Annotated in this window: 14 protein-coding genes; 10 read left to right on the top strand and 4 right to left on the bottom strand. The window is 56.2% G+C overall.

Translation table 11 applies throughout. The annotated features are described in order from the left end of the window. Nucleotides 1-6: 6 nt before the first annotated feature. Nucleotides 7-627, bottom strand: a complete 621-nt coding sequence (locus AC13DE_RS09650; RefSeq protein ID WP_483047689.1) for a cytochrome b/b6 domain-containing protein — start codon at nucleotides 625-627, stop codon at nucleotides 7-9. Nucleotides 628-992: 365 nt separating this feature from the next. Between AC13DE_RS09650 and AC13DE_RS09645 the strand changes: the two genes are divergently transcribed. From AC13DE_RS09645 to AC13DE_RS09615, 7 genes are all read left to right on the top strand, one after another. After that, nucleotides 993-1,349, top strand: a complete 357-nt coding sequence (locus tag AC13DE_RS09645; protein WP_446297648.1) for a hypothetical protein — start codon at nucleotides 993-995, stop codon at nucleotides 1,347-1,349. Between the two features lie 161 nt (nucleotides 1,350-1,510). Continuing rightward, entirely contained in the window at nucleotides 1,511-3,538 is a 2,028-nt protein-coding gene (locus AC13DE_RS09640; RefSeq protein ID WP_483047688.1) for a multicopper oxidase domain-containing protein, read from the top strand. A 29-nt stretch (nucleotides 3,539-3,567) separates the two neighbouring features. After that, nucleotides 3,568-4,284 carry a copper resistance protein B gene (locus AC13DE_RS09635; RefSeq protein ID WP_483047687.1) on the top strand — a complete coding sequence of 239 codons (717 nt, stop codon included), beginning with the start codon at nucleotides 3,568-3,570 and terminating at the stop codon, nucleotides 4,282-4,284. Nucleotides 4,285-4,804: 520 nt separating this feature from the next. Further along, entirely contained in the window at nucleotides 4,805-5,866 is a 1,062-nt protein-coding gene (locus AC13DE_RS09630) for an extracellular solute-binding protein (protein ID WP_446297651.1), read from the top strand. Between the two features lie 65 nt (nucleotides 5,867-5,931). Next, entirely contained in the window at nucleotides 5,932-7,050 is a 1,119-nt protein-coding gene (locus AC13DE_RS09625; RefSeq protein WP_483047686.1) for an ABC transporter ATP-binding protein, read from the top strand. Next, nucleotides 7,040-7,906: an ABC transporter permease gene (locus tag AC13DE_RS09620; protein ID WP_446314084.1), complete on the top strand. Its 867-nt coding sequence runs from the start codon at nucleotides 7,040-7,042 to the stop codon at nucleotides 7,904-7,906. The genes AC13DE_RS09625 and AC13DE_RS09620 overlap by 11 nt, the downstream gene beginning before the upstream one ends. Continuing rightward, the gene (locus tag AC13DE_RS09615) at nucleotides 7,903-8,757 is read left to right on the top strand and encodes an ABC transporter permease (RefSeq protein ID WP_446297654.1); all 855 of its coding nucleotides are present in this window, start codon (nucleotides 7,903-7,905) and stop codon (nucleotides 8,755-8,757) included. Before AC13DE_RS09620 ends, AC13DE_RS09615 begins: the two co-directional genes overlap by 4 nt. A 127-nt stretch (nucleotides 8,758-8,884) precedes the next feature. Here AC13DE_RS09615 and AC13DE_RS09610 read toward each other — a convergent pair whose 3' ends face one another. The 3 genes from AC13DE_RS09610 to AC13DE_RS09600 all read right to left on the bottom strand — a co-directional run bounded on the left by AC13DE_RS09610 (nucleotide 8,885) and on the right by AC13DE_RS09600 (nucleotide 12,645). Further along, a complete protein-coding gene (locus AC13DE_RS09610; RefSeq protein ID WP_483047685.1) occupies nucleotides 8,885-9,703 on the bottom strand; it encodes a COG4705 family protein in 819 nt (272 codons plus the stop codon). 21 nt (nucleotides 9,704-9,724) lie between these two features. Then, nucleotides 9,725-10,381, bottom strand: coding sequence for a hypothetical protein (locus AC13DE_RS09605; protein ID WP_483047684.1), 657 nt, complete (start codon nucleotides 10,379-10,381; stop codon nucleotides 9,725-9,727). Nucleotides 10,382-10,542: 161 nt separating this feature from the next. Next, nucleotides 10,543-12,645, bottom strand: coding sequence for a bifunctional DedA family/phosphatase PAP2 family protein (locus tag AC13DE_RS09600; RefSeq protein ID WP_483047683.1), 2,103 nt, complete (start codon nucleotides 12,643-12,645; stop codon nucleotides 10,543-10,545). A gap of 222 nt (nucleotides 12,646-12,867) precedes the next feature. Here AC13DE_RS09600 and AC13DE_RS09595 point away from each other — a divergent pair, with 222 nt between their 5' ends. The 3 genes from AC13DE_RS09595 to AC13DE_RS09585 all read left to right on the top strand — a co-directional run bounded on the left by AC13DE_RS09595 (nucleotide 12,868) and on the right by AC13DE_RS09585 (nucleotide 15,392). Beyond that, complete coding sequence (locus tag AC13DE_RS09595; protein ID WP_483047682.1) at nucleotides 12,868-13,272, top strand: PepSY domain-containing protein; 405 nt, start codon at nucleotides 12,868-12,870, stop codon at nucleotides 13,270-13,272. 72 nt (nucleotides 13,273-13,344) lie between these two features. After that, nucleotides 13,345-14,019 (top strand): winged helix-turn-helix domain-containing protein, encoded by a 675-nt coding sequence (locus AC13DE_RS09590; protein ID WP_446297659.1) that lies wholly within the window; start codon nucleotides 13,345-13,347, stop codon nucleotides 14,017-14,019. After that, entirely contained in the window at nucleotides 14,016-15,392 is a 1,377-nt protein-coding gene (locus AC13DE_RS09585; protein ID WP_483047681.1) for a sensor histidine kinase, read from the top strand. Before AC13DE_RS09590 ends, AC13DE_RS09585 begins: the two co-directional genes overlap by 4 nt. Nucleotides 15,393-15,519: the final 127 nt, after the last annotated feature.

Below are 15,519 nucleotides of genomic sequence, written 5' to 3'. Positions count from 1 at the left end.
AGAGACCTAGTCGCGGCTGAACGACCACATCGTCGACAAACTGATGTTGCCTAGATAGTGCTGGATCAGTGCAAGACCGGCGTGCCCGATCAGATATGCCCAGGCCAGGTTGGCCAGCGTCAGGTGAATGAACATCACGACACCGACCAGACCGCCCGCATCCGGGTTGTCGTTGTTTATGAAGTAATACACCGTTCCCGAACCGGCCATTGCGGTAATAAGCAGCAGACCCAGCCCATGCACAGCCGACGCGAGGGGGGCGTGGTTCTCAAAGGGCGGAAACCGAAACTTGCTGAGATATCTGACGTGGTGTTTGATATCTTCCCACAGTGCAGCCAGCCGTTCACCCGAGAACCACGGAAACAGCAGGCCAAACGACGTCTCGCGCATTTTGACCAACAGGCGCAACCAGAACAATATCACGAAACCAAAGCCGATCAGTCCCCCGTATTCGTGGACCTCGAAATACCAGTTTCCAGTCGCATCCGGGGCAGGGGCCTGCAGGACCAAACTGGTCAGTAATTGGTTGATAACCGCGATGGCCAGTCCGCCATGGGCCAGTCGTAGTATCAGCCCATGTTTCTCTTGGTGTTTGTGACTACGAGACGAGGGGTTATTATACGCCATAATCTGCTACCTTGATGAATTTTCTGTGATGCTATGCTTATCATGTAAGCCAAACAAGAGACATGTCTTGCCTGTTGCAGAACGTTCTAACCATCAATCTGCTACCATGATGCAAGGGAAGTTTCCTTGAAATAATCCATAGACGCAGGTGTAATCAGCGCCTACGGATCAACCACGTAGCGCGTCCGCGCCAAGGTTCCACCAGTCTCGCGAATATCTGACCGGTCCACTACACAGGATCGTGAGTTTCAACCTAAGGTGACGTTTCGGGCGCAAATGGTCTTTGAAATTTGTAACAGCCGTGCTACGAGCCAAGGATGGGAAGTCTTCGCGCCAAGCATATGACAAGGTTTTTGAATCCAGTTATGGGTTACATACTCGCGTTGGCGCTTTCGGTGTCCGCGTTGATGTCACATGCCACGCACGCCGCTTCTGAAGGGGCGATGCTGCACGAAACGGTTTCCCATGCTGCCATGCTGGAAGAAAACCGGTTGGCCGAGGCGAACGCTGATCACGTTATGAACAAATGTGGCTTGCCGCAGGGTCCTTCTGACGAAGCAAACGCCTGCGGGGCGACTGCGGGGCATTGTCAGACCGTGTCCTGTGACGCTTACGTGATGACAGAGCTGTTCGAGATTCAGTTTGACGTGACTCACCCCCCATTTCACGTAAAATCCTATACCAGTTTTAACTCGATCGACACTCCTCCACCACGGGCGTGACATCGACTTAAATTGCTGACCGTTACTGTCGGTGCATTGGCTTGTCTTCAGGCCGGCACGGTATCGAAGCGGGTATTCAGCCCATAAAACTCCAATAACAAGACATTGAACGCTGCGTGTTCTGCGCAACGCTTCGCCCTATAACCTTGAAAGGAATGGAAATGAGTTCCAAATCCATATTCCGTACAGCTCTTTTTGCGCTGGCGGTCTCTGCGGTAGGTGCCTTCAGTGCTGCAGCTGAAACCTATGACATCTCTGTTGACAATATCCGCATCAATACAGGCAACTTTGTTAAGAAAGGCGTCGGATATAACAACAGCCAGATTCCGACCGTCTTGAGATTCAAAGAAGGTGAAGACGTCACCATCAGGGTCAAGAATAACCTGCGTGACTGGACATCGATCCATTGGCACGGGCTGATTTTGTCATTCGAACAGGATGGGGTGCCTGATATCAGCTTTGTCGGGATCAAGCCCGGCACGACGCACACCTACAACTTTCCGATCAAGCAATCGGGCACGTACTGGTTTCACAGCCATTCCGGTTTCCAGGAACCCGATGGTGCTTACGGTGCCATTGTAATTGAACCAAAGGGCCGCGATCCGATCCGCGCGGACCGCGATTATGTGGTTCAGTTGACTGACAAACACCCCCACAGCGGTTACAAGATCTTCCGCAACCTGAAACGTTCGGCGGACTACTACAACCGGTCCCAGCGTACGCTGGAGGACCTGATCGAGGATTCCCGTGCAGATGGGCTCAAGGCCACTCTGAAAGAACGCCGGATGTGGGGCAAGATGCGGATGACCCCGACAGATATCGAGGATGTCCAAGGTTTCACGGCCCTGATCAACGGCCAGAGCACCATGCAAAACTGGACAGGGATATTCAGAGCGGGCGAAAAGGTGCGCTTGCGCTTGATCAACTCGTCGGCGATGACCTATTTCGATATTCGGGTACCTGGTCTCAAGATGACAGTGGTTCAGGCCGACGGCAACAATGTCAAACCCGTCGTGGTTGACGAACTGCGTATCGCAGTTGCCGAAACCTATGACGTTATTGTTCAACCTACCAAGAACATGCCCTATTCGGTAATCGCTGAATCCATGGGTCGCACAGGATTGGTTCGTGGTACGCTTTCACCGCAGCCCGGTCTTGCAGGACCAGTTCCACCGTTGCGTAAAAAACCACTGCTCACGATGGCTGACATGTCAGGCATGATGGGCGGCATGGGTATGGATATGGGCGGCATGGACATGGGCGGTATGGACATGGGTAACATGGACATGGGCGGCATGAAAATGAACCTCATGGATACCGAAATGGCGCAAATGCCAGGTATGGAAAAGCCAGCCGCCGAGGCTGATCCTCACGCGGGCCATAACATGCAAAACATGGATATGGGCACGATGGACATGTCCAAGGAAACCGCGCCAGCGGCCGGTCACAACATGGAAAACATGGACATGAAGAACATGGACATGGGCGGCATGAAGATGCCCAAGAAGGCCGATGCCAAAGCCGGACATGACATGAAGAACATGGACATGGGCGGTATGAAGATGCCCAAGAAGAAAGCTGGTGCCAAAGCTGGTCATGACATGGCTGGAATGGACATGAGCGGCATGAATATGGGCGGCAAGAAAATGTCCAAGTCATCCATGAAAGGCATGAAGGGGATGGAAGGCATGGACCACGGCGCGTCCAACGCAAATCCGTTCTTCGCAGCGGGAAGCGGCCTGATACCCCAAGCTGCCAACGGTGGTAAGTTCTTGTCCTACAGCGATCTTACAGCAAGCGCTCCGATGTTTGCCGATCGCGAGCCAGCGCGCACGATCGAAGTGCGTCTGACCGGCAACATGGAACGCTATATCTGGTCGATCAATGGTGTGAAGATGAAAGACGCCGATCCGATCATTCTGCGTTACGGCGAACGCGTTCGCTTCAAGTTCGTCAACGAAACCATGATGGCACATCCCATGCACCTGCACGGCATGTGGTCACTGCTTGATACAGGTAAGGGCAAGTGGAACCCCATCAAACACACAGTCAACATCAACCCGGGTACCACCGTTTATACCGAAACCGAAGTTGACGCTTCGGGTCAGTGGGCATTCCATTGCCATCTGTCCTATCACGCCGAAGCGGGCATGTTCCGCCGGGTCGTCGTCGTCGGGGGACCGGCATGATCAATCAGACATTCAAAAAGGCTAGATCAATGAACAAACTTCTTGCAAGTGGGGTGGCGTCTTTGGCGCTGCTGAGTGGCGGTGCCGCCATTGCCCAGCCGGGTGTAGGCCCGCTTATCTATGGGCTTCAGGCTGAACAGCTCGAATACCGGATTGATAAGAACAACGAGAAAATTCTTGTTTGGGATTTCGATGTGATCGTCGGTAACGACGAATTACGCCTGGTTTACCGCAGCGAAGCGGAAATGGAGACAGCCACCAAGGATTTCGAAACGCTCGAAAACCAGATCCGCTTGCAAAAGCCGATTTCCACGTTCTTTGACGCGGTCGTTGGGGTGCGGGCAAGTACGCCGACCAACGCACCCGAGCGTTACAACGTGGTGCTCGGGGTAAAGGGGCTGGCACCGCAATGGTTTGAAATCGACGCCGATCTCTATCTTTCGGAGTATTCCTTCGGTCGGTTCGAAGCGGAATACGAAGTGCTGTTCACCAACCGGGTGATATTGACCCCGAGTATCGAGATCACCATGCCCTTCGTTGACGATCTTGCGTCGGGGCAGGTTGCCGGGGGTGCCACCGTAGAAACGGGTGCCCGGCTAAGCTATGATCTCGTTGATCGCGCGATCTCGCCCTATATCGGTGTCAACTATCAAAAGTCCTATGGCGGGACGGGAGACTTGCTGCAAGCAGCCGGTCGCCCGACCGAAAACATTTCGTTCGTTATCGGTACGCGCCTGTTCTTCTGATACCGATCAAGCTCCGTTGTCTCGCAGGTGTTGGCCTGCGGGACATCCCAAGCCCGGCCTTGGCAAAGTCCACACGGATAGCCCGGTCAGCCTTGCCGTGTCCCAATAATTCCATTTCATTTCGGATTGAGCACGTCCGCCGACTTGCGATCCTTGGCGCGGGATACCCGTGCCGCGGGCTGGCCTATTTTGGCCCATCGCCAATGACGCAAATGTATCGCCAGCATTTTCCCCAGCAACATCATCACGACAGGGCTGCGTTCACTAACTACAGCTTGGCGCTGCCAGGTGATCCATCTCGGTGTGTAGAAGCCTCAGGGGTCTGTCCCCGGCTTTCACAAAAGTTCGGCAAAAGTGAAAATCATTGTCTTGGAACGGGAATAATGCAGTAATCGCTCCATGAAACCCGAACAGGCCGCGACTGTCACATCCGTGTCGCATCGGCTCTTTATAATCGGGGACTCCTGTGTGGCGTAATGTGGATGTTACTTTCACGCGGGCAACAATGGAGACTATCATTATGAAATCGACACTGATCCTATCCACGGCGGCGGCGATGATGCTGTCATCTGCGGCGGTACATGCAGAAACCCTGCGCCTGCTAACATGGGGTGGCTACGCCCCCGATGAAGTCATCGCCAAATTCGAAGAGAAAACCGGCCACAAGGTTGAAGTGACCAAATCGAACAACGAAGAAATGATCGCCAAGCTGCGCGCGACCAATGGCGGCGGGTTTGACCTTGCGCAACCGAGCCAGGATCGAATCGCAGGCCCGCAGGCCGAATTTGGCATCTACAAACCGCTCGACATGTCCAAGATCGACACCAGCCTGTTTATTCCGTCGATGCTGGAAGCAACCAAGGGCAACACGACCGTCGACGGAGAAGTTTACGCCGTGCCCCATATCTGGGGAACCTCGGGTCTGGTGGTGAACACCGCCGCGGCGGGCGACGTCAAAGATTATGTCGACCTGTGCAACCCTGCCTATGCGGGCAAGGTTTCTTATCGCCTCAAGCGGCCAACACTGATCGGTTTTGCGTTTTCCATGGGCATGGACCCATTTGCCGCATATGCGGACGAAGCCGCATACAAGGACATTCTGGACAAGGTCGAAGCCAAGCTGGCCGAATGCAAACCTAATGTGAAAACGTATTGGGATGGCGGTGATGAGCTGAAAAACCTGATGCGCTCGGGCGAGGTCGTGGCGTCGATGGCCTGGGACACAGGCGGCTGGCAGCTTAACGACGACAATAAAGACATCACTTTTGTCGCTCCGACCTCTGGCGCATTGGGGTGGATTGATACGTTCGCTCTGCCTGCACGGGGCCGTGCGGATGAAGCGGCCTATGCATGGATCAACTTTGTCATGCAGCCCGAAATCGCGGCGATGATCACGAAATCGGCGGGCAATTTCACTGCGTCTCAGGGCGGGGATGCCGATGTAGATGAAGCGCTGAAAGCCAAGTACAACGCCAGCTTTCCGCAAGAGGCGATCGACAACATCAAATGGTATCCGTCGGTGCCTGCAGGTCTAGAGGCGCTGGAAGGCGCAGCGTTGGACAGAATAAACGCGGCAAAGTAATCTTAACGATATGACGAAAGGGAAGCGTGGTCATTGCGCTTCCCGTTTTTATTGAAAGCCTAACAATGTCTCAGACACCCGACTTAGAATGTCGCGCAATCTCGAAAAGCTTTGATGATTTCAAGGCGGTTAAAGATGTCAGCTTCAGCGTGCCCCAAGGCACCTTCTTTTCCATCTTGGGGCCATCGGGCTGCGGCAAGACAACGTTGTTGCGTATGATTGCTGGGTTTCAGAAACCCACAAGCGGCGACTTGTTGATCAAGGGAAATTCGGTGTTGGAGGTACCGCCCAACAAGCGCCCGGTTTCGATGGTGTTCCAGCACCTTGCACTGTTCCCGATGATGAATATCGGGGCGAACGTCGGTTTCGGGCTGCGGCAACGCGGCGTGAACAAGACTGATATCAAGCAACAGGTTGAACGGGTGCTTGAACGTGTCGGCCTTGGCGGCGTGGCCGACCGACCGGTTGCGTCGTTGTCGGGCGGGCAGAAACAACGCGTCGCCATCGCCCGCTGCATGGTGCTTGAACCTGATGTGCTGCTTTTGGATGAACCGCTTGGCGCGCTCGACCTGAAGCTGCGCGAACATATGAAGATCGAACTGAAACAGCTTCAGTCCGAGTTCAACACAACCTTTGTCTATATCACCCACGACCAGTCCGAAGCGCTGGTGATGAGCGACCAGATCGCCGTCATGAATCACGGGGTCTTTGAACAGCTTGGCACCGCCAAAGAGCTTTACTACGAACCATCGACTGCTTTTGTCGCGGGCTTCGTCGGCGAGGCAAACCGTTTTGCCGCCACGGTCGAAAGCGTCACCGGGACGGACGTGCAGATGATCACCGATCAGGGCAAGGCGTTGCGCGGTGTCGACGCGGGGCAGGGTGTTCAACGGGGCGATTCTGTCGATGTGTTCGTCCGCCCCGAAGCCGTGCGCCTGTCGCGCGACGTGTCCCAAACCGGACAGCTGGGAAATGGCGGTGCGGGCAAGGTCGAAAACATCCTTTTCAACGGGGCGAACAGCCAGTTGATCCTGCGCGATCAGGCCTCTGGTGCAGAGATGAACATCGCCATGCCTCAAACCGGAGAGTTTCGCGATCTGACACAAGGTGACGTCATAGCCTATGGTTGGGAACCTCAGCAAACGCGGGTATATAGCAGCGCACGGGGGCGGCATGGTCTCTGATAAATCCAAACTGACGTTCTGGTTGCTGATGGCACCATTGTTGATCTGGCTGGTGACCTTGATCGTCCTGCCGCATGTGGGGATGTTTTTGGTCAGCATGCGCGAAAAGATCGGTGTGCGTGAATACCAGACCAGCTTTGCCAACTATGAGGTGTTTTTCAACGAACCGCTGTATTGGAACACCTTCGCGCGCACTGCGTATATGTCGATCACTGCCACGGCGCTAACCTTGGGAATTGGATTTCCCATTGCCTATTACATCGCCAAACTGACACGCGGGCGTACCAAGACCACCTTATTCTTGATGTGCTTGATCCCGTTTTGGGTCAGCGAACTGGTACGCACCTTTGGCTGGATGATCTTGTTGCGTGAAACCGGCGTATTTTCGAACGTGCTTCAATACCTCGGGTTGGTCAGCGGCCCGGTCGAGATGTTGTATAACGACGCCGCGATCATGACGGGGCTGGTCTATACTTCGATGCTGTTCATGGTGGTCCCGCTGGTGACGACGCTTGACAGCCTTGACGATAGCCTGATCGAAGCGGGATATGATCTGGGGGCCAGCAGCTTTGCGATCCTGCGCGAAATCATCATTCCGCACGCGATGCCGGGGATCGTTTCAGGGTGTATCGTGGTGTTTATGCTGAGCTTGGGAAACTATCTGACACCGATCCTTCTGGGCGGCAAGGATAGCCTGTGGTTCACCGGCCTGATCTACAGCCAGTTCATCACCCGATTTAACTGGGAACTGGGGTCGGCGTTCGGGTTCCTGTTGCTGGGGCTGTCGTCGCTGATCGTGTTCGTCGGTCTCAAGCTTTCGCGTCAATCCTTGACCAAGACGATGGGGCAGGCATGATCACGGGCATCCCGCAAAGTGGCGCGTTCAAATGGACCTATCGGGCCTATGTGACGCTGTTTTTTATCTATCTCGCACTGCCCTTGGCCACGGTCTGCGTATTCGCCTTCAACGACAGCGTTTTCCCTTCGCTCCCTTGGGAAGGATTTACCTGGGCATGGTTCTTTGGCGACAACGCCCCCTATATCGGCGTGTTTCACGAACGGGCCATCCTGCGGTCAATCGTGACCTCGGGGGTGGTCGCGTTCTGGGTGTCGCTGCTTGCGGTAGCGGTTGGGACGACGAATGCCTTTCTGTTCGTGCGGCACGATTTCAGGGGCAAGGGGGTGCTGTACATCCTGATGCTGCTTCCGTTGATTATCCCCGGCATCATCCTTGGTATTTCGATCCTGGTATTCACGTCCTCTGTCGCCAACTATCTTGAGGATGCGACGGGCATGTGGTTCGACGGCCTGCGTCCTGGGCTGGTGCTGGTTATCCTGGGGCAGTTTTCGTTCATCACCACCTTTGCAACTCTGGTGATTTCGGCGCGCCTGCAAAAGTTCGACCCCAGCCTCGAAGAGGCCGCGTTGAACCTCGGCGCGACCAGATGGGGTGCGGTGCGCGCGATAACCTTGCCGTTCCTGTACCCTGCCATGGGGGCGGCTGCGGTGGTGTCGGTGTTGATGAGCTTTGAAAATTTCAACACCACCCTCATGCTCGTCGGGTCCGACGCACCCTTGACCATCACGATGTTTGACAGGCTCAAGCTTGGCTCCACGCCGGTGCTGAATGCTGTCTCACTGCTCTTGATCGTGGTCTCCGCCGCCTTGGGACTGGCGTCGTTGTTGCTGCAGAAGCGCCAGGACTAGACAACCGGTCGCGACGGCTGGTGGCGCGCCACGTCGCACCGCTTCGATTTGCCGCGCAGTGACGTGACAAAAGTACGGGGCGGTGGCCATCGCTGGTTATCGCCCCGAACCTCTTGGGCGTACCGTGTCAGGCGGCGGTTATTCCATCGCGGCGTGAATTCTGTGCGGTCATGTACAGGACGATCCCCACGATGACCGCTAGAAACAGAACGCTGGTAATTGTGGTCCCCAACCCCATGCCGCCGTATTCGACCGGCTGCGACAACAGGTCGCCAAACGATGCGCCAAGCGGTCTGGTCAGGATGTAGGCTAGCCAGAACGCCAGGATACCGTCAAGCTTTAGCACGAAGTAGCCAAAGGTAATCGAAGCGATGATCATTCCGAACAGGATGCCGCTGGCCATGTAGCCCAACGCGAAATGTTCGGCCACCAGGTCACCCGCTGCGGTGCCAAGCGCGAATGTGAACAAGATCGCCAGCCAGTAGAAACTTTCGCGGCGTGTGGTGGTGACCTCGTGAATGGAAAGTGTGCCTTCGACGGCGTACCATATGGCCAGCGTGGCCGCCAAAGCGACGGTAAAGACGATGGTGGTCGTAACCAGGGAGACCCCGAAATTATCGACAAGATTATCGGTGACCAAAGTCCCGACAACCGAAATCAGTACCACCGCAAGCCAATAGTAAGCGGGCACATAGCGCTTTTGGCGGAACTGAAAAACCAATGCCACCGCCAGAACGGCGGCCATCAGTAACGAGGTGGCGGTAAGCCCGAACCCCAGGTTCACGGCAAGAAAATCAGCCGCGGTTTCCCCCATCGTCACGGCCATCAATTTGATAAGCCAGAAATCCACCGTTACGTCGGGCACGCGGTTGGCCGCGTGTGTAAGGTGATCAGCCGAGGATGAGGCGGATGCTAGCGTGTCTTCATGTGCAAGATCATAGGTCATGGTAAAGCTCCTTTCCGAGGCTCAGTTCGACATCAGGGCGATGCCCTGCGCAAAGAAATCGTCAGCGCGGGTATCGTCATCGGCATTACAGCGTTCGGTACCTTTCACCTCCAGAGTATCAACCCGATCGACATTGGCCGGCAGGATATGCGCTGCAGCGCGAGCAGTGCGGAACTGATCAAGCATCACCTCACAAGGCAGGGCACGGCCGTTCGCGTCTGTGGTGACAATGCCGGCCACAGTGACTTGTGTGCCGTTTTTCTTCATACCGTCTGAACCTGAAGGGTTGGCCAGCTTTTCCTGCAACGTCGTCAGCGTCTGGTCCACTTTCGCAGGGTCAGGCGTTTTCGCACGTATCGCGCTTAACGCGTTGTCTATCGCCTCGTCGACATTCCCCCAGGCCGCGGCGTTCGCCTGCCGCAGGGCTTTGGCTTGTTCATCCCATGCGGTTTCAAGATCCGTGATGCGGGCCTGCGCATTTGGAAGGTCATTCTGCGACGCGCGTTTTTGCACATCAGTCGTGATCGCGACGAAGGCCGACATATCCCCCAATGGTTGTGCCGCCTGTGCAGAGGCTGCTTGAGGTGTCGCAGTGGCAGGGGTTAACGCCGCGTACCCTGCGGCAAAAACAACGACGGGCACGATAATCAATACCGTACTGAGAAGAAAATTTCGCATGGGAGGGGGAGCTCCGATCATTTGGCGAGCATGATATGCTGGCCGGTACAGTCCATGGGTCTTACGGCGAAATGCCCGCCCTTGTGCTGTCTAACCTAGCCAGACAAACAGGCAGGCGTTTTTCCGAAACATTGAATCCGTGCAATGATCATGCCGCAACATCAACGCAGAACGTGTGTACCAGCCCCTGCGGCAGTCAAATCCGCCGCCAGTTGACCCAGAACCTTATCGCTCATCGCGCCGGTATCGGGGGTGATGCTTTCCTCGTCTGCACCGTCCAGTTGCCGCTCTCGTGTGATGGTTGCAACATACACGATCGCGCCGCTCTCCAACCTGAACCTGCTGTCCCAGAACCGCGCATGAAGCACCGGTGTATCAGCGGTATCCGAGGTTGTCGTCTGTGTGAACGCCAGCTTGTTCGGCCGGTTATCCCAAAAAGTCGGAACGACGATGGGGTCGGTGACTGGCCGTCCTGTCCATTCGTCAACGACGGCGGTCATCATGCGAAACGGTCCGGGGGACGGTGCCAAGACCCACCCGGCCGCGGTCATCGCGTCTTTTAATCCTGTCTGATCGGGCACGGTGACGATCAAATTCACCTTTTGTCGATCTACTCCGGTCAGGGTTTGCGTGGTGGCGGGCAGCATGCCGGTTTGTATCAACGTCGCCGGGGTCGCCGTCGTCTGTAATACCGGTTCAAGCGTTGGGTTCAACGGATTGGCAGTGTTGAAGGCAAAATATCCGGTGGTCGCCAGTGCCAGGGCCACGCTGACCGCCGCAATCCTTTTGCGCATAACCCCGACAGGCGCGACCGGTGCCGTCCGGCGCCATTCGCAAAAGGCGATCCCAAGAATAAGCCAGACGCCGCCGACGAGGTATCCATTCACCACGTCGGACACATAATGTTCGATCAAGTAGATGCGGCTGAGGCCGATCAGAAACACCATCGTCACGGCGAGCGTCACCGCAGTTGCGGCCGTCAGAAGCCGCAACCTCCACGCGAGGTAAAACAGCATGGCCCAAACGGCCACCGACCCGGCCGCGTGCCCGCTGGGAAAACTGCCCGAGGTTTCCACGAAATACCCCAAGGTCGATCGGGGGCGGGCAAAAAAGCTTTTCAGCAAGGTTACTGTGGCCTGGTTGCCGATTGCGGCGATCCACATCCCAGTCAACAGATCGAACCGGCGCAGGATCAACAGGGCAACGGTCGCACCGACCAGCATCGGTATGACCCCGTGTCGTCCGCCCGCATCGGTGATCCAGGTGAATACGGTTATCAGGTTAGGGTCGCGCATGGTGTAGAGAATGTTGGCGATGCGGGTGTCGGTCGATATGACGCCACCGGACCCCATGAAATCAAAGACAGATTCCGCCCAAGCGCCCGCGATATATATGAATAGCAGGACGAGCAAGGTTGCCGTGAGGCCCAGAAATTGCCCCGTTCTAAAGCGGGCTGATACAAAAGACGACACTCCGGGATATTGATCGAGCCTTGCGCGGATAAACGGCCTGTTCCCGAACCCGGCGGTCAGAGACCTGCCGATTTCGGCCAGCAGAGGCAGTGAACGAAAGACGCGTCGGATGATCAACCAAAGTACGAATATGACAATGAGCGTGGTCGCCCCGACGGCGATAAGCCGCGGTGCGGCAGCGCCCAAGATACCGATGGCATGCCCCGAAAAATACCCCACCGCCGGCAAAACCAGCGCATAGGGAACCGCACTCAGCAGGTTCCAGACCCGGAATTTCCGTTGCCCCATGCCTGCCATAGCTGCGGAAAATGGTACGAAAGCCGAAAGCGGGCCGAAGAACCGCCCGATAACGATCGCGAAGCCTCCGTAGGTATCCAGTAAACCCCTGGCGCGGGTAATGTGGCGCGAACTGGCATACGCCGTCGTTCGTTTCAGCCCGTTGGATGCCACCCGTCCCAGATAAAAACTCAACTCGCTTCCAATTACCGCCCCTGCGGCAACAAACCACGCCATATCGAAAAAATCTACATAGCCGCGTTGTGCCAAAACGCCGCCAGCGATTACAACAAGCCCGCCAGGTGCGATAACGCCGGTCACGATGGTTGCTTCGAGAAATGCAAAAAGCGCCAAAACCCAATAGGTCCACAACCCCAAGGACTGGAGCGAGGGCAATAACTGGTCGATGGAATAAGACATGGTGGTGACGTCAGCCTTTCGTGGGCGATGGTGTCCCTGGGTGCCAACGGACAGGTCAGCAGGTGATAGTCGCAACAGCAATGCCGCATGCGTCATCTTCTATACTATAGGCGGCCCGAATGCTTTGCCCATGTCATTGCGCAAGGTATGCGCATTTTCACAAAGCTTTAGTCTTGGCAGGGGAAAGGCCACATGGCGGGGCGCGTGGCTCAACGTGGATGATTTGTAATGAACGCGACAGGCATGCGCCGCAACGGCCTCCTAAGTTCTTCGTAGTCGTGAGGCGATGTTGCCCACGTTCAACCAAGGAGAAGACCTATGAAGTTTACTCAGACCAAAACCAAGGCGACCGCTGCGGCAATTCTTGTGGCATTGGGTTTAGGGGCAGCAGGATCCACCGCTGTTCTGGCCAAAGACTCCTCTGACCAGCAGGACAAGGCCGAGGTGCAGGCGTTTTTGAAAGAATCCGCGTCAATCACGGATGCCATCAAGGCCGCCGAAAGCGACACGGGCGGCAAGGCGATGAGCGCGGAATTTGACAATGAGGACAGTCAGACCGGTTCTTACGAGGTCGAAGTCGCAATGACCGATGGCACCACGAAAACCGTTGCAGTAGGCTTTGACAACGGTACGGCCAAGGTTGTGGCGGTGCAGTCGCATGATCAGGGTAACGAAGCCGATGATGATGACGAGGGCGAGAAGGGCGAGACAGACAACAACTGATTGTCACGCTGAACGAAAATCATGCTGGCGGGGGGCAGATCTCTGCCAGCAGGGGGCGGTTGTAGGGATATTATGAAGATACTTGTGCTGGAAGATGACAATGCCATCGGGTCATATATCGCCGATGGTCTGCGCGAAGAGGGTCATTCGGTGGACCTGATTGCTGATGGTGCTGACGGCTTGGTTCAGGCAACAGTGGGCAGTTACGACGCAATGGTCGTTGACAGAATGTTGCCCGGTCTGGACGGGATGAGCGTTGTCAAAACCCTGCGCGCCACCAAGAATCTTACGCCGGTGTTATTCCTGACCTCGCTTGGCGGCGTCGATGACCGTATCGAAGGGCTGCTTGCCGGCGGCGATGACTATCTTGTCAAACCCTTCTCGTTCGGAGAGCTGAGCGCCCGCATCATGGCGATCAGCCGACGCCCGCGCACAGAGGCGGAACCCACAATTCTGAAAGCCGCGGATCTTGAGATGGATCTGCTGCATCGTCGGGTGACGCGCGGGGGGCAGACGCTTGATCTTTTGCCGCGCGAATTTGCCCTGCTGGAACATCTGTTACGTCGAAAAGGCCGGGTGCAAACCCGGACGATGTTGATGGAGGCTGTATGGGATATTCACTACGACCCCCTGACCAATGTGGTTGATACCCATATCAGTCGCCTGCGGGGCAAGATCGACAAACCCTATGAAACCGAGCTTATCGAAACGGTGCGCGGCTCGGGCTACCGGATCAACGACGTATGACCCCGGTTTTCGGGTTTAACCAAATCAGGTCGACGCCCTTGCGCCTGACGTTCCTGTTGCTGACGATCTTCGCACTGGCGGCACTCGCGTGTCTTGCTGTCGCTTTCGAAGTCACCCGAACAAGCATTGACGCCGCTGTCGCTGCCGAATTGCAACAAACGATCAATGAATATCGGGGTATCCGGGACGGCGATGACCTGACAGAGCGTCTGGCGGAAGCAGCCGCAAAAACGGACGCGGATGTCCGTATCCTGTTCTATGTGCCCGATCGCGGATCGGTGGTCTCGAACGTCGCGTCTTTCCCCCCCGTCAGCGGGGTGACGGTCGTGTCTGACAGCTATATCCGGGCCAAATCAGGCAGCGTATCCGACAGCTATCTCGCGCTGAGCGCTCGGGTCGGCGCAGGTCATCTGATCGTCGCGCAAAGTCGCGAGCAGGTCGAGGAAATGGGCGAAATTTTTCTGGCGGTTTTGCTTATAGGACTGTTGCCGGCACTGTTGATCGCGGGGCTGGCCGGCCTGTGGGTCGCCAGGGGCGCACGCATCAAGATTGACGCGATCCAGCATACCCTGCTCGAATTGAAAGGCGGGACCTTGTCGGCGCGGATCGAGGGGGTTGAAGATCAAAACGACGACCTTTCCGGTATCGGCCAAGAGGTGAATCGCATGGCGCGTGCCCAAGAGGCTTTGGTGGCTTCGATACGCCAGGTATCGAGCGATATCGCCCATGACCTCAAGACACCGATCCAACGGGTGGCCGTCGTGCTTGATCAGGTGATGAACAAGACGACATTGACCGAAGGTCAAGAGGAACTGTTGTCGAAGGCGATCGGAGAAACCGAACGGATTGTGCAGACTTTCCAGTCGTTGCTTCAGTTGGCACAGATTGAAGGCGGGGCGGTGCGCGACAGATTGCATTCGGTCGATCTTGCGGAAATCTCGCGCGATATCGTTGATTTTCTCGAGGTGGAGGCAGAAGAACGTGGCTTTGCACTGAGCTTGCGGATTCAGCCAGATGCAGCGACCTGCGTCAGGGGCGACCGGCACCTGCTGTCACAACTGATTGGCAACCTGGTTCAGAACGCGCTCACCCACGTGCCGCAGGGGGGGCCTGTCGTGGTCGGGGTGACACGCACAGGAGGCGAGACCATACTGACGGTTTCCGACAACGGCCCCGGCATCCCCGAGAGCGAGCGGAGCAAGGTTTTGCAACGCCTTTACCGCCTGGATCAAAGCCGTACGACCGAGGGCAACGGGCTGGGGCTGAGCCTTGTTTCGGCGATAAGCGATCTGCACGGTGCGCGGCTTACGCTTGAAGACAACAAGCCCGGTTTGACGGTGCGCATAGCCTTTCCGGCGACAGAGCCGGCGTGAACACACGGGGCCTGCCGCGGGATAGGCCGGAACCGGAGAGAGCATCATCTTGCCCCACAGCCAAAGCCGGGGGGCGTTGATCTTACCTGCGATTATGAACAGGGTTTGGCAGGGCCCCCGCATTGAT

This window comes from Sulfitobacter sp. L-8 (assembly GCF_056859255.1).
The sequence above is the reverse complement of the archived record's forward strand: the minus strand, read 5'-3'. Positions and strand labels throughout refer to the sequence as shown.